Genomic DNA, 18873 nt, shown 5'->3' with positions numbered 1-18873 from the left:
TCCCTGGGCTCCCCCGCCCCAGCAGCCCGGCCCGCCGCAGCCGGCTGCTGCGGCGGGCCGGGCTGCTGGGGCGGGGGAGCCCAGGGATCGGTCACCTGAGCGATTGTGCCTTACCCGGATGAGTGAAATCTGAGCGGTTGGACATGACCGCGACCGTGGTGCGTGCTTTGCGGGCTGCCTCGAGGTCCACGTCGTGGATCAGCAGCTGCGGGTCCGGCCCGGCGGAGACGAGGACCTCGCCGAGCGCGGAGGCCACCAGGCTGCCGCCCACCCCGGTCGGCCCGGCCGCGGCGATCTCGTCGCCCGGGTAGGCCTGGCCGACGGCGGCGACGACGCTGGAGGTGTCGATCGCGCGGGCCCTGGCCAGCAGGTTCCACTGGTCGAGCTTGCCCGGACCGGCGCCCCACGAGGCGTGCGCGGTGATCACCTCGGCGCCGAGGTCGGCCAGCGCGATGTAGAGCTCGGGGAAGCGGATGTCGTAACACAGCGTCAGCCCGACGGTCACCGGACCCGCGTCGCCGTCGACGGTGATGACGACGGGTTCGCGGCCCGGGGCGACGGTCTTCGATTCGCTGAAACCGAACGCGTCGTACAGGTGGATCTTGTCGTAGTGCGTGTCGACGCCGCGGCCGGCGGCCAGCAGCGTGTTGGTCACCCGGTGGTCGGCGTCCCCGTCTGCGGGCCGGAACATACCCGCCACCACCGTCACCCCGGACCGCTCGGCGATCGCCCGCACGCCGTCGGCCCACCGGCCGTCCAACGGTTCGGCGACCGGCGCCAGTGGAACCCCGAAGCGACACATCGTCGCCTCGGGGAACAGCACCAGCGACGCACCGGCCTCGGCGGCCTCCCGGGTGTGGCGGTCGACCAACTCGAGGTTGGCCGCCGGGTCGGTGCCACTGAGGATCTGGGCCAGGGCGATACGCATGCACCCAGCGTAATTACGGCCCCCAGGCCGGCCGGTTGCGCGCCGCGGCCTTGTTGCCGAGCTTGCCGGTACGCACCTGCGCGGCCAGGCTGTCGAGGATCACCCGGGAACTCATCAGCGCGGTCTGCTCGGCCCAGTCGTAGGGCGGGGAGCATTCGACGACCTCGATGCCCGCCAGCCCCGGCTCGGAGACCATCTTGACCAGGTTCAGCGCCTCGCGGGGCAGCAGTCCGCCCGGCTCGGGCCAGCCGGTGCCGGGGACGAAGCCCGCGTCGATGACGTCGATGTCGAAGGACAGGTAGACCGCCTTGGCGTCCTTCCAGGCGGTCTCGAGGGCGATTTCCGCAATTTTTTCTACGCCGACCCGTTCCACGTCGCCGACGGTGATCACCGTCGACTGGCGTTCCCGGCCCACCTTGACGCCCTCGCGCGGGCTCTGCCAGCCGCCGATGCCGATCTGCACCAGGTTGGTCGCCGGGGCGTTCTTGATGTTGGTGGCGTGGAACCACGGGGTGGTGTGCATCCGCTCGTCGAGGTCGGTCTCCTGGGTGTCGACGTGGCGGTCGAAGTGGATGATCCCGATGTTGCCGTCCAGGTAGGGCGCCATGCCGCGGATGGTCGGGAACCCGATCGAGTGGTCCCCACCGAGGACGACGGGCATCACGCCCTTCTGCACCACGTGGGCCATCGCCTGGCTGATCTGGTCGAACGACTTCTCCAGGTTGCCGGGGATGGTGAACACGTCGCCGATGTCGACCATGTTGAGCTGCTCGCGCAGATCCACGCCGGACTCGTAGTTGTACGTGCCGAACAGGTTCGTCGAGCGACGGATGCCCTGGGGGCCGAAGCGGGTGCCGGGCCGGTAGGTGGCGCCTGCGTCGAGCGGCACCCCGAAGATCGCCACCTCGGCGTCGTCGACCTCGTTGACGTCCTCGACGAACGGACATTTGAGGAATGTGCCGCGCTCACCGGCGAAGTGTGGCTTCTCGCCGCGGACGAACGTGGAGATGGTGCGGTCATTGATGGTGGGTGCGGCTTCCAGCCCGTAGCTCAAGCCGCGGTCGATCTCCTCGCGCAGCCGGCGGTCACCGAGCCTGGCTTCGGCCTGCTGGGCCCAGGCGCCCTCAGCGTTGGGCAGATTCGGGTCGGGGGAGTCGGACACGGTGTGCTCCTCACGCGCCGTCTTGTCGCTGACCGGGTACGACGCACCTCGTCCGGGGAACCGGGTCGCCCGACTCCTGCGGCCATTGTCAGCACGGTTGCGAAGCGCTGTCCAGCGGAAACGGAAACACATCGTTAACAGCGCAGGCGACTACGCGTAATGGGGCGGGGTTTGTCTGAACGGGACCCACCTGACGAATGTGGGGCGCGTCTAGGGTTCCGCCGGCCGCCGGCCGGGTCTGGTCCGAGAGACGCAGGCGGCGGGCACCGGAGCCGGTCGTTCCACGGCGGGACAAAAGCCCGGGAGACTCCAGCGTTTCACAGGAGGCTCCGCAAGCATGATTCTTCTCGGCGTAGGCGCCAGCATCGTCGTCGTCACCCTGATCGGACTGGCGGTCGCCCGCCGGGTCGGCGGGGACAGCACCAACTTCCTCGTCGGCGGGCGCAACCTCGCGCTGCCGCTGGTCGGCGCCGCCCTGATGGGGCAGGCCGTCGACACCAACGCGACCCTCGGCAACACGGACCTGAGTTCGGCGTTCGGGTTCTGGGCCGGTGCGGCGCTGCCGCTCGGGCTGGGTCTGTGCCTGCTGATCACCGGCATCTTCTTCGCCAAGCCGATGAACCGGATGGGGCTGACCACGCTGCCGGACTACTACCGGCTGCGCTTCGGGCGGCCGGTCGAGATCATGGCCTCGATCCTGATGATGATCGCGTTCGCGATCCTGGTGGCCGGCAATCTGGTGGCCGGCGGATTTCTCTTCGAGTACTTCGTCGGTTTCCCGTACTGGGTGGGCGTGGTGCTGATCGCCGGGATCGTGCTGCTGTACACCGGTGCCGGCGGCATGCTGGCCGACGCCTACACCGCGATCGTGCAGATGAGCCTGATCCTGGTGGCGGCGGTCGCGACGCTGATCTGGGTGACCGTCGCCTACGGGTTGACGATCCCGGAAGGCATGGGGCCGTTCGACTTCGGCCAGCTCTCCGATCCCGCGCAGGGCGCCGCGATCAACTGGGCGACGCTGATCGCGCTGGGCATCGGCGACATCGTCGCGATCGACTTCATGCAGCGCATCTTCTCGGCCCGCTCGCCGGAGGTGGCCCGTCGCGCCTGCTTCGTCGGTGCGGCCGGTGCGGCCGCCATCGGTATCCCGTTCGCGCTGGTGGCGCTGGCCTCGACCGCGATCGTGCCCGAGGGCAGCGACGGTCCGGTGCTGTTCGTGCTGCTCAACGACTTCGCCCCGCTCGGGCTGACGGTCTTGGTGCTCGCCGGCATCGTCGGGGCGTCGATGAGCACCGCCAACGGGGCCATCCTCGGCACCGCGGCGGTGGCGGTGCGCAACGTGGGCAACGTCCGGCGGGTGCACATCGAGGGCAAACAGGACCCGCTGCTGAAGGCCACTCGGTGGGCGATGCTGCCGGTGGCCGCGGTGTCGATCGTGTTCGCGCTGGAGGTGCCGCAGACCGGGATTCTGCTGACGCTGGCGTTCGATCTGCTGCTGGCGTGTCTGATCGTGCCGTTCGTGCTCGGGATGTACTGGCGGCGGGGAACTGCCGCAGCGGCGGTGACGGCGATCGCCGTCGGGTTCGTGGTTCGGATGGCCCTGTTCGCGATGACGCCGACCATTTACGGCGTGGACAACACGATTCTGTACTTGCCCAACGGGATGTTCGACGCCACGTTCGACGGCTACCCGACATTCATCGCGGTTCTGGCCTCGTTGGTGGCATACGTCGCGGTGGCATTGGTTACCCGGCCGGCGACATTGCGGGCCCTGGACATCCAGCTGGCCGACGACCTCGACGAGGCACTGGCCAGGGCTGACGCCGGGGACGCCGCCGCATTGCGGGCGGCGAAACCCGCCCCCGCCCCGGCGCTGACGCCCGCCGCGGGCAGTCTTGCCGGCGCCGCCGACCCGGAAGGCGCACCGACGTAAGCAGCCGCCGACCTAGCCGGCGACGGGCGCGACGGCCGCCCACGGCACCGTGAGGATGCCGTCGCGCAGACTCCGCCTCGGCGCCGACACCGGAAAGCCCTCGGCGGCAAGCATTTCCACCATCGCGCGCCACCGCGCGCGGGGGCCGAAGACGCCGTGTCCGGCGACTCTGGCCCACGCGTGATCGGCGGCGGACAGCAGCGTGTGGATCGGCTCGCCGGCCACGTTGCGGTGGATCAGCACCTTGGGCAGCCGCTCGGCCAGATCCGAGGGGGTGTCGATGGCGAACGGATCGCACGCCAGCGTCAGGCTCAGCGGGGCCGCGACGTCCAGCAGGATCCAGCAGCAGCGCCGCCCGAGTTCGTCGCAGGTGCCGTCGAGGATCAGTCCGCCCGGCGCCACCCCGCGCTGCATCGCGGCCCACGCGCCGGGCACCGCCTCCACCGGATACTGCCGCAGCACGTTGAACGCACGCACCAGCACCGGACGCCGGCCGGCCAGTTCGAAGCCGCCGAGGGCGAATTCGACCCCCGGCGACGTATCTCCCCGGACGGCGGCCTGACCGGTGCGGACCCGCTCGGGGTCGATCTCGAGGCCGACCACGCGGACGTCGGTGCGCACCTCGCGCAGCCGGTTCGCCAGCTCCAGCGTGGTCACCGGCAGCGCCCCGTATCCGAGGTCGACGACCAACGGGTCGGCGGCGGTCTGCAGCACATGGCGGACCCGCGGATCGTGCACCAGCCAGCGGTCGCTGCGACGCAACCTGTTGTGCCCGGTGGTGCCTCGCGTGATGGCGCCGAGCGGCTGCGGCATAGGGGCGATTCTATGGACCGACTCAGCCGTTCTCGGTGATCCACACCGTGGTGAACCGCTGCTCGGCGATCAGCAACTCCACGAGCTGGTTGCCGATGAAGCCTTCGATCTTGCCGCCCACGAGCGGAATGCGGACCTCGACGGCCGCCTGCACCGCCAACCGCGAGCCGTGCGCCGTCGTCGGGCTCAGCGACAGGTCACCGGTCAGGCCCACCGGCGCCCCGGGGATCGAGCCGGTCACCACGGCGCTGGCCTGACCGCCGCGCACCGGCGTCCAGCTCTCCTCGCGGACGAAGCTGAGGTCACCGCGATGGAACTGGGTGACCACCGCAGGCAGCCGATCCGACCGCAGCGTCTGTGTGGTGCGCACCCGGATACCGCCGTCGGTGCCGACGACCATCTCGTCCAGGCTGGCCTCGTCGGCGCCGGAATCCTGCAGCCGCACCAGCCAGTACTGCTCGTCGCTGAACGCCCGATGGACCTGTTCGACGGTGCCCTCGTACTCGGCGGCCATGTCGAATGAACGCGGCATGGCAAACCACGCTACCGTTACCGCCCGTGGTCACTTCGTCTATCGCGGGCGTGGCGGTCGCCGAGAACGTCCCGGTGGCACCGCTGACCACGCTGCGGGTCGGGCCCGTGGCCCGCCGGTTGCTCACCTGCACGAGCACCGAGCAGGTGATCGCCGCGGTCGCGGCCACCGGACCGGATGCGCTGATCCTCGCCGGAGGGTCGAACGTCGTGCTGGCCGACGACCAGCCGGATCTGACCGTCGTACGGCTCGCCAACACCGGCATCACCGTCGACGGCGCCGTGCTGCGCGCCGAGGCCGGTGCGGTCTGGGACGACGTCGTCGCGACGTCCCTGCGGCACGGGCTCGGCGGGCTGGAGTGTCTGTCCGGCATTCCCGGCTCGACCGGCGCGACTCCCGTGCAGAACGTGGGCGCCTACGGCGCCGAGGTCGCCGACACCATCCGCCGGGTCAGGCTCCTGGACCGGCACACCGGCGAAGACCGGTGGGCAGGCCCGGGCGAGCTCGGATTCGGTTACCGCACAAGCATTCTCAAGAAAACGGGCGACCTGGTGGTGCTCGAGGTGGAGTTCGCGCTCGACCCGGACGGCCGCAGCGCGCCGATCCGCTACGGTGAGCTGGCCACCGCGCTGGGCGTCACCGCCGGCGAACGGGCCGACCCGGCGGCTGTGCGGGCCGCGGTGCTGGCCCTGCGTGGCCGCAAGGGCATGGTGCTCGACGAGCCCGACCACGACACCTGGAGCGTCGGGTCGTTCTTCACCAACCCTGTCGTCACGCGTGCCGAGTTCGAGCGGCTCAGTGCGACCGTGACCGGTCCCGTCCCGAACTATCCCGCCGACGGCGCGGTGAAGCTGGCCGCCGGCTGGCTGGTCGAGAACGCCGGCTTCGGCAAGGGGTTTCCCGGGCCGAGTGCCGCTGCGCGGTTGTCCACCAAGCACGCCCTGGCGTTGACCAACCGCGGCGGCGCCACCACCTCGGACATCCTCGCGCTGGCCAGGACCGTTCGCGACGGGGTGCGGGCGGTGTTCGGGATCGAACTCACACCCGAGCCGGTACTGGTGGGGTGCGCGATCTAGGTACTCTGGGAACACGTGAGCCCTGCAGATCCGGTGCCGTACCTGAACCGTCGGCGCGCCCTGGCCGCGTTGGCGGTCGGTGTCGTCGCGCCCGGTGTGCTGGCGGCATGCAGCCGATCGGGTGAGAGCGCGTCGCCCGAGGAGCGTGACGAGCCGGCGAAGCCGCAATTGAAGTACCAGCCGGCCCATGCAGCTGTCGACGTCTCGCCCACCGCCCCCGTCGGCGTCGACGTCACCGACGGCTGGTTCCAGAAGGTGAGCTTGACCAACACCGACGGCAAGCTCGTCGCCGGGGAGCTCAATCGGGACCGCACGTCGTTCACCGTCACCGAACCCCTCGGGTACGGCGCGTCCTACACCTGGGGCGGCACGGTGGTCGGCCAGGACGGCAAGTCCGTGCCGGTCACCGGATCGTTCACCACGATCAACCCGGACACCCAGGTCAACGGCCAGTTCCAGCTGGCCGACGGGCAGACCGTCGGCGTCGCCGCGCCCATCATCCTGCAGTTCGATGCCGCGATCGCCGACGAGGACCGTCCCGCGGTCGAGAAGGCGCTGAGTGTGACCACGACACCGCCGGTCGAGGGCAGCTGGGCGTGGCTGCCCGACGAGGTCGGCGGCTCACGCGTGCACTGGCGCACCCGCGACTACTTCCCGGCGGACACCACCGTGCACGTCGACGCCAAGCTGTACGGCGTGCCGTTCGGTGCCGGCGCCTACGGAGCGGCCGACTCGACGCTGGACTTCACCGTCGGCCGTCGCCAGGTGGTCCGGGCCGAGGCCTCCACCCACCGCATCCAGGTGCTCGACGGGGCGGGCGCGGTGCTCATGGACTTCCCGTGCAGCTACGGCGAAGGGGATCTGGACCGCAACGTCACCCGCAGCGGCATCCACGTCGTCACCGAGAAGTACGAAGACTTCTACATGACCAACCCGGCCGCCGGTTACGCCAACGTGCGGGAGCGCTTCGCGGTCCGGATCTCCAACAACGGGGAGTTCATCCACGCCAACCCGGCCAGCCTCGGATCGCAGGGCAACAGCAACGTCACCAACGGGTGCATCAACCTGTCCCTCGAGGACGCCGAGCAGTACTTCAACACCGCCATGTACGGCGACCCGGTCGAGGTCACCGGCACCCGCATCCCGCTGTCCTACGCCGACGGAGACATCTGGGACTGGTCGGTGCCGTGGGAGGAGTGGGTCGCGATGTCCGCGCTGACCGACGAGCGGGCCAGCGAGATCCCCGACACCGCACCCGCCACCCCGTCGGGTGCCCCGCAGCCGGTGGACAGCCGCCCCGGCCGGTAGGGCGTTTGTGCGTTCAGACTGCGCTGACGGCGACGAAGTTCGAGTAGACCCCGCGCTGGCTGCAGTCTGAACGGGTTGTCAGCGGTGGTAGGACGGCGGCAGCGGCATCCCGAGATCAGCCATCACCGCGCGCAGTCGGGTCGGGTAGTCGGTGATGATGCCGTCGGCGCCCGCGGCGATCTGGGCACGCATCGCGCCGGCGTCGTTGATCGTCCACGGCACCACCGTCATGCCGGCGCCGTGAGCGCGGGCGACGAAATCGGCGTCGGCGACCAGCCGGAAGTCCGGGTCGTCAGGGGTCAGGCCGTAGGGCACCGAATAGCCCGGCGACAAGACAGTGGCCCCGACCTGTTGTGCCCCGGCGATCGGATCGGCCACGTCGGCCGGATCCACCCCGGCCAGCCATGGCGAACCCGGCACCCAGGTGGTGTCGTCCCACAGCGCGACGCGCGGGACGCCGGGTGCCTGCGCGGCGACCAGCGGCAGCGTGCGCCAGTCGAAGCTCTGGATGTCGATCTTGTCGAGTTTGCCGGCAGCCCGGGTGGTCGCCAGGATGACGTCGACGAACTGCTCCGGACTGGCCGACATGGCCGGGTTGTCCGCCTCGATCTTGGTCTCGATGTTGTAGCGCACGCCCGCCCGGTACTCGTCGGCGAGCGCGAACACCTCGGGCAGCGTGGCGATGGTGTTGCCCGCCACCACCTCCGCGTCCGGGTGGTCGGGCAGCAGCTTGCCGCAGTCCAGGGTGCGGATCTGGGGCAGCGTCAGGTCGTGCACGAGCTTGCCGACATAGGGGAACTGCGGGTCGCCCGGTGTGGCGGGCGCGGTGTCGGCGCACTTGGCCGCCTCGATGCGGGGGTCGTGCCAGACCAGCGGCTGGTTGTCGCGGGTGAGCACGATGTCCAGCTCGAGCGTGCTGACGCCCAGTTCGAGCGACTTCGCGAACGCCCGCAGTGATTCCTCGGTGGTTTCCCCACGGCCCCCGCGGTGCGACTGCAGGTCGAAGGCTCCGGGGTCGGCCGCGGCGGGCGGAGCGGCGAGCACCGCGCCGGCGACGAGGGACGAGGTGAGCAAGCTGGTGGCCCGGCGCATGCCGGCACGATAGCCATCCGCGGCGAACGCCACGCGACGACCAGACGACCACGAGGCGTTGAGACTGCGCTGGCGTCGGGAAAGTGCGAGTGGCACCCGCACTGGATGCAGTCTCAACGTCAGGACAGGTGCGGTCTCGACGTCCGGTCAGGTGCGGTTGAAGCGGGATCCCGCGGCGCCGCTGACCTGGTCCCGCGGCCGGACCACGATCAGATCCAGGTCGACGTGCGCGGGCCGGGAGGCGACGAACCCGATCACCTCGGCGATGTCCTCGGCCACCAGCGGCGTGACCCCTTGGTAGACCTTCTCGGCCCGCTCGGCGTCCCCTTCGAAGCGGTTCAGCGAGAACTCGGTCTGCACCATGCCGGGGGCCACCTCGGTGAGCCGCACCGGCTGGCCCAGCAGCTCGCTGCGCAGCGTGCGGTGCAACACCCCCTGGGCGTGCTTGGCGGTCGTGTAGCCCGCCCCGTTGTCGTAGATCTCCACGGCCGCGATCGAGGTCACGGTCACGATCAGCCCGTCTCCGGAGGCGATCAACTTGGGCAGCAGGGCCTTGGTGACGTGCAGTGTGCCCATCACGTTGGATTCCCACATCCAGCGCCAGTGTTCGACGTCGGCGTCGGCGACCGGTTCGAGCCCACGCGCACCACCGGCATTGTTGACGAGCACGTCCACCCGGTCCAGCCGACCCGCCATGGCGGCCACGGCTTCGGGGTCGGTCACGTCGGCCATGATCGCGGTGCCGTCCAGCTCTGCTGCCAGCGCCGTGATCGGCCCTTCCCGGCGAGCCACACACACCACGTGAAAACCTTGTGCCGCAAGTGTTCTCGCCGTCGCCTCACCGATGCCGGCGCTGGCTCCGGTGACCACCGCGACGCGGCGGGAATCCGATGGCGTGGTCATACCCGACACCTTAGACCCCGCGACGGCCGCCACCGGGGCGCACCGACGGTCGGCGGCCAACCGGGAGTGCAAGGGGTCACCCCGGGTCAGCGGTGTAGACATGACAGTGTGTGTCCCGCCTCCGAACCCACCGGTGCGCCGTCCGCTCTGCCGGCTCCCCGCCGGGTGGCGGTGCTGTCCGTGCACACCTCCCCGCTCGCGCAGCCGGGCACCGGCGACGCCGGCGGGATGAACGTCTACGTCCTGCAGACCGCGCTGGAGCTCGCGCGCCGCGGCGTCGACGTGGAGATCTTCACCCGCGCCACCTCCTCGAGCGACGACCCGGTGGTCCGTGTCGCTCCGGGGGTGCTGGTGCGCAACGTCGTCGCCGGGCCGTTCGAGGGCCTGGACAAGAACGACCTCCCCACGCAGCTGTGTGCGTTCACCGCCGGGGTGCTGCGCGCCGAGGCGACCCACGAACCCGGCTACTACGACGTCGTGCACTCCCACTACTGGCTGTCCGGACAGGTCGGCTGGCTGGCCGCCGACCGGTGGGCGGTACCTCTGGTGCACACCGCCCACACGCTGGCCGCGGTCAAGAACGCCGCGCTGGCCGAGGGGGACTCCCCGGAACCGCCGATGCGGGCGGTCGGTGAGCAACAGGTCGTCGACGAGGCCGACCGCCTGGTCGTCAACACCGAGCACGAGGCCCAGCAGTTGGTGTCGCTGCACGACGCCGACCCCGACCGCATCGACGTGGTGCACCCCGGTGTCGATCTGCAGACCTTCACCCCGGGTGACCGGCGGCAGGCCCGTGCGGCGCTGGGCCTGGCGCCTGACGTCCCCACCGTGGCGTTCGTCGGCCGCATCCAGCCGCTGAAGGCCCCGGACGTGCTGCTGCGGGCGGCGGCGCGGCTGCCCGGCGTGCACGTCGTCATCGCCGGCGGGCCCTCGGGGTCCGGGCTGGCCGCCCCGGACCTGATGGTTCACCTGGCCGACGAGCTGGGTATCGCTGACCGTGTGACGTTTCTTCCGCCCCAGTCGCGCGCCGACCTGGTCCGGGTGTACCGGGCCGCCGACATCGTGGCCGTGCCCAGTTACTCCGAGTCGTTCGGGCTGGTCGCGGTCGAAGCGCAGGCGTGCGGCACCCCGGTGGTCGCCGCCGCGGTCGGCGGGCTGCCGGTGGCGGTCCGCGACGGTGTCAGCGGCTCACTCGTGCAGGGACACGACATCGACGACTGGGCCCGGACGCTGGGTGAGGTGTTCGCCCGCGGGCCGGCGTCGATGGGTTCGGCGGCCGTCGAGCACGCCGCCACGTTTTCCTGGGCGCACACCGTCGACGGCCTGATCGACAGCTATGGCCGGGCCATGATCGACCATCAGGCGCGGCATCAGCGCCAGCTGCCCGGGCCGCGCAGCGGACGCCGCTTCTCGAGGCGTCGGGGGGTGCGCGCATGAGCAGCGAGGGCATCGATCCCGGCGAAGTCGCCGCCCTGATCGAGAAGACGCTCAACGAGCACGACCTCGTCTACACCCGCCACGAGGGGGCCCACGGCGGACTGCCCGGGCTGATCGTCGAACTGCCGGGCGAGCGCCGCCTCAAGACCAACACGATCCTGACCGTCGGCGAGCACTCGGTACGCGTCGAGGCGTTCGTGTGCCGCAAGCCCGACGAGAACCACGAGGGCGTCTACCGCTTCCTGCTCAAGCGCAACCGCCGGCTCTACGGTGTCGCCTACACCCTCGACAACGTCGGAGACATCTACCTGGTGGGCCGGATGGCGCTGGCCTCGGTCACCGGCGCCGAGATCGACCGGGTGCTCGGACAGGTGCTCGAAGCCGTCGACGGCGACTTCAATACGTTGCTGGAGTTGGGTTTTCGCACGTCGATCCAGAAGGAGTGGGAGTGGCGCGTCTCCCGCGGTGAATCGCTGAAGAACCTGCGCGCGTTCGAGCATCTCATCGACGATCAGGACGACGACTGAGCTCACGCGTGAGAGGATTTCCGGCATGGCAGATACCGCGACGCTGATCCTGCTCCGTCACGGCGAGAGCGAGTGGAACGCGCTGAACCTGTTCACCGGCTGGGTCGACGTCGACCTGACCGACAAGGGGCGCACCGAGGCGGCTCGTGCGGGAGAGCTGATCAAGGACCTCGACCGGCAACCCGACGTGCTGTACACCTCGTTGCTGCGCCGCGCGATCACCACGGCCAACATCGCGCTGGACAAGGCGGACCGACACTGGATCCCGGTGCACCGCGACTGGCGGCTCAACGAACGGCACTACGGCGCGCTGCAGGGCCTCAACAAGGCCGACACCAAGGCCAAGTACGGCGAGGAGCAGTTCATGGCGTGGCGGCGCAGCTACGACACGCCGCCGCCGCAGATCGAGGCGGGCAGCGAGTTCAGCCAGGACAGCGACCCGCGGTACGCCGACATCGGCGGTGGCCCGCTGACCGAGTGCCTCAAGGACGTGGTGGAGCGGTTCGTCCCGTACTTCACCGAGGTCATCGTCCCCGACCTGAGGGCTGGCAAGACCGTGATCATCGCCGCGCACGGCAACTCCCTGCGGGCCCTGGTCAAGCACCTCGACGGGATGTCCGACGAGGAGGTGGTCGGGCTCAACATTCCCACCGGCATCCCGCTGCGCTACGACCTGGACGGGGATCTGAAGCCGACCGTGGCCGGCGGCACCTATCTCGATCCCGAAGCCGCTGCCGCCGGTGCGGCGGCCGTCGCCGCGCAGGGTGCCAAGTAGCGACGCGCACCCGTTCGGCGAACGATGGGTGAACACTGGAGAACGCCGGTCGAAACATCCGTCTTTGCATCTGTGACTTGTCCCGAATTGGCCGCACGCTGCTGGGATGACGTTCACCGAGTTTGTACGCTCGTCGCGTGAGCGTCGTATCGGCGCTGCTGCTGGCAGCGATCGTGGCACTGCTCGCGTTGGCGATCGGTGTCGCGGTCGGGGCGTGGGTGGGACCCCGCCTTCGCGATCAGCGGCAGAGGCGTTTCGCCGAGGAGTCCGGCATCACGGTGTCGCAGATGCTCGTGCACGTGGTGGCTCAGTCCCCCGTCGGGATCGTGGTCGTCGACACCTACCGTGACGTCGTCTACACCAACGAACGCGCGACCGAACTCGGTCTGGTGCGCGAACGGTTGCTGCACGACCGCGCGTGGGCGGCCGCCCAGCGCACCCTGGCCACCGGCGAGGACAGCGAGTTCTCGATCTCCGCGGGCCGACGCAGCAGCCGCCACGCCCGCGCGGGCCTCTCGGTGCGCGGCCACGTCCGCCTGCTCACCGAGGAAGACCGGCGGTTCGCCGTCGTCTACGTCGACGACCAGTCCGAGCACGCCCGGATGGAGGCGACCCGTAGGGACTTCGTCGCCAACGTCAGCCATGAGCTGAAGACCCCGGTCGGGGCGATGGGGGTACTCGCCGAGGCGATCCTGTCCTCGGCCGACGACGAGGACACGGTCCGTCACTTCGCCGAGAAGATGGTGACCGAGTCCACCCGCCTGGCCAACATGGTCGGCGAACTCATCGAACTGTCCCGCCTGCAGGGCGCCGAACGGCTGCCCGACATGGAGGCCGTCGACGTGGACACCGTCGTCGCCGAGGCCCTGTCGCGGTACAAGGTCGCCGCCGACAACGCCGACATCTCGATCACCACCGATGCGCCGACCGGATTCCGCGTGCTGGGCGACCAGACACTGCTGGTGACCGCGATCGCGAACCTGGTGTCGAACGCGATCGCGTACTCGCCGCACGGGTCGTCGGTGTCGATCAGCCGGCGTCGGCGCGGCGACAACATCGAGATCGCCGTCACCGACCGCGGCATCGGCATCGCGCCCGCGGATCAGGAGCGGGTGTTCGAACGGTTCTTCCGCGTCGACAAGGCGCGATCCCGGGCCACCGGCGGCACCGGCCTGGGACTGGCGATCGTCAAGCACGTCGCCGCCAATCACAACGGCTCGATCCGGCTGTGGAGTCAGCCGGGAACGGGGTCGACGTTCACGTTGTCGATCCCGGCCTATCTGCGCCACGCAGATCCCGCTGACGATGACGACGCCGAGATCCACGACATCCCGGACATGGACAACGAACGAGAGGACTAGAACGACGATGACCAGTGTGCTGATCGTGGAGGACGAGGAGTCCTTGGCTGATCCCCTGGCGTTTCTCCTCCGCAAAGAGGGCTTCGAGGCGACCGTGGTGACCGACGGGCCGGCCGCGTTGGCCGAGTTCGACCGCACCGGCGCCGACATCGTGCTGCTCGACCTGATGCTGCCGGGCATGAGTGGCACCGATGTCTGCAAACAGCTGCGGTCGCGGTCCAGTGTGCCGGTGATCATGGTGACCGCCCGCGACAGCGAGATCGACAAGGTGGTCGGACTCGAGCTCGGCGCGGACGACTACGTCACCAAGCCCTACTCCGCGCGGGAGCTGATCGCCCGCATCCGGGCGGTGCTGCGGCGCGGCGCCGACGCCGACGACACCGGCATCGGTGACGGTGTGCTGGAGGCCGGGCCGGTCCGAATGGACGTCGAACGGCATGTGGTGAGCGTGAACGGCAGCCCGGTCACGTTGCCGCTCAAGGAGTTCGACCTGCTGGAGTACCTGATGCGCAACAGCGGGAGGGTGCTCACCCGCGGTCAGTTGATCGACCGGGTGTGGGGCGCGGACTACGTCGGGGACACCAAGACCCTCGACGTCCACGTCAAGCGCCTGCGCAGCAAGATCGAGGCCGACCCGGCCAATCCGGTGCACCTGGTGACCGTGCGCGGGTTGGGTTACAAACTCGAAGGCTGACCCGGGAGGGCGACGCTCGTCGCGTCCTCAGCCGGTGACGCCGCCCATGATCTCGGCCACCTCGACGGTGTTGACGCCGGCTTCGACCGACGGGTCGGCCTCGGCGAGGGCCAGCGCCTCGGCCCGGTCGCTGCAGCGCAGCACGCCCAGACCCCAGACGCCTTCCGGGTCGGCCACCGGGCCGTAGACCACCACATGGCCGCCGTTGCGCAGCTGCTCCCAGTACGTGCCGTGCAGATCCATCGTGTGCTGTTCCTCGTCGGTCAGGGTCTGCGCGAAATCGGCCCGCGGCGGGATCAACCGGACGAGGAAGAGGTTCACTCCGCGGCCCGGGTGGCGGGGTGCACGGCGACCAGCCCGAGGCTGCTGCGCCGCTTGCACATCGCCGCGAGCTCGGCATAGGCCTTCTCGCCGAGCAACTCGGTCAGCTCCGGCGCGTAGGACTGCCACACCGGCTTCTTGCCGACGTGCGCCGCCGGGTCACCGGTGCAGTACCAGTGCAGGTCGTGTCCGCCCTCGCCCCAGCCGCGCCGGTCGTACTCGGTGATCGTCGATTTCAGGATCTCCGAGCCGTCCGGGCGGGTGACCCATTCCTGCGTGCGCCGGATCGGCAGCTGCCAGCAGACCTCGGGCTTGAGGGTCAGCGGTTCCACCCCGATCTTGAGCGCCTTGGTGTGCAGAGCGCACCCGATGCCGCCCGGCCAGCCGGGACGGTTCAGGAATATGCAGGCGCCCTTGTACTTTCGGGTGCGCCAGTTGGGCTTGTCGTCGTATTCGTCCATCTCGAGATAGCCCTTTTTGCCCAGGCCCTTGTCCCGGAACTGCCAGTCCTCGTCGGTGAGCAACTTGACCGCGTCGTCGAGTTGGGCGCGGTCGTCGTCGTCGGACAGAAACGCCCCGTGGGAACAGCAGCCGTCGTCGGGGCGGCCTTCGACGGTGCCCTGGCAGGCCGGGGTCCCGAACACGCACGTCCACCGCGACAACAGCCACGTCATGTCGGCGGCGATCAGATGTTCGGGATTGTCGGGGTCGTAGAACTCCACCCATTCGCGGGCGAAATCCATTTCGACCTCTCTCGGAGGTGAACCGGTCACGGTTTCCCACGGTAGACCCATTAAGTTGGACGAGTGCGATTAGGCGTGCTCGACGTGGGCAGCAATACCGTTCATCTGCTGGTGGTCGATGCCCGCCGCGGCGGGCACCCGACCCCGATGAGCTCCACCAAGGCCTCGCTGCGGCTCGCCGAGGCGATCGACCAGTCCGGCAGACTCACCCGTCGCGGCGCCGACAGGCTGATCGGCACGATCGACGAATTCGCCAAGATCGCAACCAGTTCGGGGTGCGCCGAGCTGATGGCATTCGCGACCTCGGCGGTGCGCGACGCGAAGAATTCCGAAGACGTGCTCGCCCGGGTCAAAGGCGAAACCGGGGTGACGCTGCAGGTCCTCAGCGGCGTCGACGAATCGCGGCTGACGTTCCTGGCGGTGCGCCGCTGGTACGGCTGGAGCGCCGGGCGCATCATCAACATCGACATCGGCGGCGGATCGCTGGAACTGTCCAGCGGTGTCGACGAGGAGCCCGACGTAGCGCTGTCGCTGCCCTTGGGTGCGGGGCGGCTGACCCGGGAGTGGCTGCCTGACGATCCGCCGGGCCGCCGGCGGGTCAACATGCTGCGCGACTGGTTGGCCAAGGAGCTGTCCGAGCCCGCCGCCGAGATCGCCGAGGCCGGTGGGCCCGATCTGGCGGTGGCCACCTCGAAAACGTTCCGCTCGCTGGCCCGGCTCACCGGGGCGGCACCGTCGGGGGCTGGGCCGCGGGTGAAGCGGACACTGACCGCGGCGGGGTTGCGGCAGCTGATCGCATTCATCTCTAGGATGACCGCGTCCGACCGTGCCGAGCTGGAGGGAGTGAGCGCCGACCGGGCGCCGCAGATCGTCGCCGGGGCGCTGGTGGCCGAAGCGTCGATGAAGGCGCTAGGTATCGAAAGTGTTGACATCTGTCCATGGGCGTTGCGGGAGGGTCTGATTCTGCGGAAACTCGACAGCGAAGCCGACGGCACTGCACTCGTCGGTGGAGCCGACCCAGCTCGCGGTAATGGTGGTGCAGGTAAATCCACCTCACGGCAGATGTCGGTACGCAATGCTGGACGGTAAGCAGCGAGGCTCAAAGGCAAACAGGCGATGACTGGATCAGATGACCACAGCAGTACCCGGCCGATCTCGGTGGCCGAGCTGCTGGCCAAGAACGGCACGATCGGCGCTCCGCCGGTCGGCGGCAGGCGCCGCCGTCGACGGGGTAACGCCGATGCCGTCACCGTCGCCGAACTGACCGGCGAGATCCCGATCATCCGGCCCGACGAGCCGGAACCGGCCGCGACGGCGGTCGACGAGTCGTCTGTCGCCGCGACCGACACCGTTGCGGACTCCGAGACCGCGCCGGCGTCCAACGGCGAGGTCGGCGCGGCCGACACCGAGGTCGAGGCCGCCCCCGACGCCGAGCCGCAAGCCCAGGTCGAGGCCGAACCGGAACCCGAGGCCGAACCGGAACCCGAGGCCGAGCCGGAACCCGAGGCCGAAGCGGAATCGGTCGTCGAGGAGGAACCCGAGGCCGTCCCCGACTCGGACGTCGAACCGTCCACCGGTGAAGACGTCGTGGATGTCGATCTCGAGGACGATTCCGAAGTCGACCTCGAAGACGACTCCGAGGACGACTCCGAGGACGACTACGCCGATGCGGTCGCCGAGTACAGCGCCCGCCTCGAGCACCGCGACGACGAGCCCGCCGAGACGCCCGCGCCGCGCCGATTCGGCTTCGGGCGGCTCAAGCGGTCCCCGGCGCCCGACGTCGATGCCGAGCAGATGAGTCCGGACCCGCTCGACGACACCGCAGGCGAGGTGGACGCCGACACGCTGCTCGAGGGCGCCGACGAAGCCGAAACCGCCGAGGTCGACGACCTGGACAGCGCGGCCGCCGAAGCCGACGTCGACGCCGACCGCGAGGCCGACAGTGCCGTGCGCGACGACACGGCCGACGCCGACGATTCGGGGCTGCCGTCGTACCTGCGCTCCTCGTCCGAGCCGTTGTTCGGCGGCCAGACCGTCGCCGACGACCTGGCCCGACGTGCCGGCTCGTCCCGCGACGACGACGTGGACGGGGACGGTGTGGACATGCTCGAGGAGGACCCGACCCGGGCCCGGCCGATGTCCTCGGTCGCCCACGGGGCCTGGATCGTCGGGCAGAGTGTGCTCGCGGTGGTCTTCGGCGCGGGCCTGTTCGTCGCGTTCGACCAGCTGTGGAAGTGGAACAACATCGTCGCACTGGTGCTGTCGGTGCTCGTGATCCTGGGATTGGTGGTCGGCGTGCGGGTGGTGCGCAAGACCGAGGACATCGGCAGCACGCTGATCGCGGTAGCGGTGGGGGCGCTGGTGACCCTCGGCCCGCTCGCGCTGCTGCAATCGGGCTGACGGCCCGCCACATCGTGCGCCCTGCCATCAAGGTCGGTCTGTCGACGGCCTCGGTCTATCCATTGAAGACCGAGGCCGCCTTCGAGTACGCGGCCAAACTGGGCTACGACGGGGTCGAGCTGATGGTGTGGGCCGAATCGGTCAGTCAGGACATCGACGCGGTGGCGGCGATGTCGGAGCGCTACCAGGTGCCGGTGCTGTCCGTGCATGCGCCCTGCCTGCTGATCTCCCAGCGGGTGTGGGGCGCCAACCCGATCACGAAGCTGGAACGCAGCGTGCGTGCCGCTGAGCAGCTCGGCGCCCAGACCGTGGTGGTGCATCCTCCGTTCCGCTGGCAGCGCCGCTACGCCGAGGGATTCGCCGACCAGGTCGCCGAGCTCGAGGACGGCAGCGACGTGATGGTCGCGGTGGAGAACATGTTCCCGTTCCGGGCGGACCGCTTCTTCGGCTCCGGCCAGACCTCGATCGAGCGGATGCGCAAGCGCGGTGGCCTGCCGGGCCCCGGCATCTCGGCGTTCGCGCCGTCCTACGACCCGCTCGACGGCGGCCACGCGCACTACACGCTGGACCTGTCGCACACCGCGACGGCCGGCACCGACGCGCTGGACATGGCCGCCCGGATGGGCGAGGGGCTGGTGCACCTGCATCTGTGTGACGGCAGCGGGGCGTCGACCGACGAGCACCTGGTACCCGGGCGCGGTACCCAACCGACGGTCGAGGTGTGCGAGATGCTGGCCGCGGGCGATTTCGCGGGCCATGTCATCCTCGAGGTGACGACGTCGGGCGCGCGCACCGCGGCCGAACGCGAATCCCTGCTCATCGAGTCGCTGCAGTTCGCCCGCGCGCATCTGCTGCGCTGACACCGAGG

Annotated in this window: 19 protein-coding genes and 2 riboswitches; of the genes, 11 read left to right on the top strand and 8 right to left on the bottom strand. The window is 69.8% G+C overall.

What is annotated here, in order from left to right; genetic code table 11:
* Window positions 1-91: 91 nt before the first annotated feature.
* Together J3476_RS12660 and J3476_RS12655 are read right to left on the bottom strand one after the other, a co-directional pair.
* Window positions 92-928 carry a carbon-nitrogen hydrolase family protein gene (locus J3476_RS12660; RefSeq protein WP_207066821.1) on the bottom strand — a complete coding sequence of 279 codons (837 nt, stop codon included), beginning with the start codon at window positions 926-928 and terminating at the stop codon, window positions 92-94.
* A gap of 13 nt (window positions 929-941) precedes the next feature.
* Complete coding sequence (locus J3476_RS12655; RefSeq protein ID WP_207066820.1) at window positions 942-2090, bottom strand: agmatinase family protein; 1149 nt, start codon at window positions 2088-2090, stop codon at window positions 942-944.
* Window positions 2091-2101: 11 nt separating this feature from the next.
* A riboswitch (guanidine-III (ykkC-III) riboswitch) is annotated at window positions 2102-2170 on the bottom strand.
* A 119-nt stretch (window positions 2171-2289) separates the two neighbouring features.
* A riboswitch (guanidine-I (ykkC/yxkD leader) is annotated at window positions 2290-2398 on the top strand.
* Window positions 2399-2427: 29 nt separating this feature from the next.
* Here J3476_RS12655 and J3476_RS12650 point away from each other — a divergent pair.
* On the top strand, window positions 2428-4023 hold the full coding sequence (locus tag J3476_RS12650) for a sodium:solute symporter family protein (protein ID WP_207066819.1): 1596 nt from the start codon (window positions 2428-2430) through the stop codon (window positions 4021-4023).
* A gap of 12 nt (window positions 4024-4035) precedes the next feature.
* Here J3476_RS12650 and J3476_RS12645 read toward each other — a convergent pair whose 3' ends face one another.
* Both J3476_RS12645 and J3476_RS12640 read right to left on the bottom strand, forming a co-directional pair.
* Entirely contained in the window at window positions 4036-4836 is an 801-nt protein-coding gene (locus J3476_RS12645) for a class I SAM-dependent methyltransferase (protein WP_207066818.1), read from the bottom strand.
* Window positions 4837-4858: 22 nt separating this feature from the next.
* Window positions 4859-5368: a DUF2505 domain-containing protein gene (locus J3476_RS12640; protein WP_207066817.1), complete on the bottom strand. Its 510-nt coding sequence runs from the start codon at window positions 5366-5368 to the stop codon at window positions 4859-4861.
* A gap of 26 nt (window positions 5369-5394) precedes the next feature.
* On the opposite strand from J3476_RS12640, the gene J3476_RS12635 reads away from it, so the two are divergent.
* Both J3476_RS12635 and J3476_RS12630 read left to right on the top strand, forming a co-directional pair.
* On the top strand, window positions 5395-6444 hold the full coding sequence (locus tag J3476_RS12635) for a UDP-N-acetylmuramate dehydrogenase (RefSeq protein ID WP_207066816.1): 1050 nt from the start codon (window positions 5395-5397) through the stop codon (window positions 6442-6444).
* 15 nt (window positions 6445-6459) lie between these two features.
* On the top strand, window positions 6460-7752 hold the full coding sequence (locus tag J3476_RS12630) for an Ig-like domain-containing protein (RefSeq protein ID WP_207066815.1): 1293 nt from the start codon (window positions 6460-6462) through the stop codon (window positions 7750-7752).
* Window positions 7753-7830: 78 nt separating this feature from the next.
* Here J3476_RS12630 and J3476_RS12625 read toward each other — a convergent pair whose 3' ends face one another.
* Together J3476_RS12625 and J3476_RS12620 are read right to left on the bottom strand one after the other, a co-directional pair.
* Entirely contained in the window at window positions 7831-8844 is a 1014-nt protein-coding gene (locus J3476_RS12625; RefSeq protein ID WP_207066814.1) for a glycerophosphodiester phosphodiesterase family protein, read from the bottom strand.
* A gap of 147 nt (window positions 8845-8991) precedes the next feature.
* Window positions 8992-9747 carry an SDR family oxidoreductase gene (locus tag J3476_RS12620; protein WP_207066813.1) on the bottom strand — a complete coding sequence of 252 codons (756 nt, stop codon included), beginning with the start codon at window positions 9745-9747 and terminating at the stop codon, window positions 8992-8994.
* A 108-nt stretch (window positions 9748-9855) separates the two neighbouring features.
* Here J3476_RS12620 and mshA point away from each other — a divergent pair, with 108 nt between their 5' ends.
* From mshA to regX, 5 genes are all read left to right on the top strand, one after another.
* Entirely contained in the window at window positions 9856-11184 is a 1329-nt protein-coding gene (mshA, locus tag J3476_RS12615; RefSeq protein ID WP_207066812.1) for a D-inositol-3-phosphate glycosyltransferase, read from the top strand.
* Window positions 11181-11711 (top strand): YbjN domain-containing protein, encoded by a 531-nt coding sequence (locus J3476_RS12610; protein WP_207066811.1) that lies wholly within the window; start codon window positions 11181-11183, stop codon window positions 11709-11711. Before mshA ends, J3476_RS12610 begins: the two co-directional genes overlap by 4 nt.
* A 25-nt stretch (window positions 11712-11736) precedes the next feature.
* Window positions 11737-12486 (top strand): phosphoglyceromutase, encoded by a 750-nt coding sequence (locus tag J3476_RS12605; protein ID WP_207066810.1) that lies wholly within the window; start codon window positions 11737-11739, stop codon window positions 12484-12486.
* Window positions 12487-12623: 137 nt separating this feature from the next.
* A complete protein-coding gene (locus J3476_RS12600) occupies window positions 12624-13847 on the top strand; it encodes a cell wall metabolism sensor histidine kinase WalK (protein WP_207066809.1) in 1224 nt (407 codons plus the stop codon).
* A 7-nt stretch (window positions 13848-13854) separates the two neighbouring features.
* Window positions 13855-14541 carry a two-component sensory transduction protein RegX gene (gene regX / locus J3476_RS12595; protein ID WP_152515372.1) on the top strand — a complete coding sequence of 229 codons (687 nt, stop codon included), beginning with the start codon at window positions 13855-13857 and terminating at the stop codon, window positions 14539-14541.
* Between the two features lie 27 nt (window positions 14542-14568).
* On the opposite strand, the gene J3476_RS12590 is transcribed toward regX, so the two are convergent.
* Together J3476_RS12590 and J3476_RS12585 are read right to left on the bottom strand one after the other, a co-directional pair.
* Complete coding sequence (locus tag J3476_RS12590; RefSeq protein ID WP_207066808.1) at window positions 14569-14862, bottom strand: YciI family protein; 294 nt, start codon at window positions 14860-14862, stop codon at window positions 14569-14571.
* Entirely contained in the window at window positions 14859-15656 is a 798-nt protein-coding gene (locus J3476_RS12585; RefSeq protein ID WP_207066807.1) for a hypothetical protein, read from the bottom strand. Before J3476_RS12585 ends, J3476_RS12590 begins: the two co-directional genes overlap by 4 nt.
* A 12-nt stretch (window positions 15657-15668) precedes the next feature.
* Here J3476_RS12585 and J3476_RS12580 point away from each other — a divergent pair, with 12 nt between their 5' ends.
* The 3 genes from J3476_RS12580 to J3476_RS12570 are packed head-to-tail and all read left to right on the top strand — an operon-like array spanning window position 15669 to window position 18865.
* The gene (locus tag J3476_RS12580; protein ID WP_207066806.1) at window positions 15669-16694 is read left to right on the top strand and encodes a Ppx/GppA phosphatase family protein; all 1026 of its coding nucleotides are present in this window, start codon (window positions 15669-15671) and stop codon (window positions 16692-16694) included.
* Between the two features lie 27 nt (window positions 16695-16721).
* Window positions 16722-18005 (top strand): hypothetical protein, encoded by a 1284-nt coding sequence (locus J3476_RS12575; RefSeq protein WP_207066805.1) that lies wholly within the window; start codon window positions 16722-16724, stop codon window positions 18003-18005.
* 14 nt (window positions 18006-18019) lie between these two features.
* Entirely contained in the window at window positions 18020-18865 is an 846-nt protein-coding gene (locus J3476_RS12570; RefSeq protein WP_207066804.1) for a sugar phosphate isomerase/epimerase, read from the top strand.
* Window positions 18866-18873 lie beyond the last annotated feature (8 nt).

The organism is Mycobacterium sp. PO1, assembly GCF_017312405.1.
Classification (GTDB): domain Bacteria; phylum Actinomycetota; class Actinomycetes; order Mycobacteriales; family Mycobacteriaceae; genus Mycobacterium.
Note: the sequence above shows the minus strand (reverse complement) of the source record. Positions and strands in the feature narration are given on the sequence as shown.

Coding starts and splice junctions, on each gene's coding strand:
- J3476_RS12660 (WP_207066821.1), bottom strand. CDS start 928: ATGCGTATCGCCCTGGCCCAGATCCTCAGTGGCACCGACCCGGCGGCC.
- J3476_RS12650 (WP_207066819.1), top strand. CDS start 2,428: ATGATTCTTCTCGGCGTAGGCGCCAGCATCGTCGTCGTCACCCTGATC.
- J3476_RS12645 (WP_207066818.1), bottom strand. CDS start 4,836: ATGCCGCAGCCGCTCGGCGCCATCACGCGAGGCACCACCGGGCACAAC.
- J3476_RS12640 (WP_207066817.1), bottom strand. CDS start 5,368: ATGCCGCGTTCATTCGACATGGCCGCCGAGTACGAGGGCACCGTCGAA.
- J3476_RS12625 (WP_207066814.1), bottom strand. CDS start 8,844: ATGCGCCGGGCCACCAGCTTGCTCACCTCGTCCCTCGTCGCCGGCGCG.
- J3476_RS12620 (WP_207066813.1), bottom strand. CDS start 9,747: ATGACCACGCCATCGGATTCCCGCCGCGTCGCGGTGGTCACCGGAGCC.
- J3476_RS12610 (WP_207066811.1), top strand. CDS start 11,181: ATGAGCAGCGAGGGCATCGATCCCGGCGAAGTCGCCGCCCTGATCGAG.
- J3476_RS12605 (WP_207066810.1), top strand. CDS start 11,737: ATGGCAGATACCGCGACGCTGATCCTGCTCCGTCACGGCGAGAGCGAG.
- regX (WP_152515372.1), top strand. CDS start 13,855: ATGACCAGTGTGCTGATCGTGGAGGACGAGGAGTCCTTGGCTGATCCC.
- J3476_RS12585 (WP_207066807.1), bottom strand. CDS start 15,656: ATGGGTCTACCGTGGGAAACCGTGACCGGTTCACCTCCGAGAGAGGTC.
- J3476_RS12575 (WP_207066805.1), top strand. CDS start 16,722: ATGACTGGATCAGATGACCACAGCAGTACCCGGCCGATCTCGGTGGCC.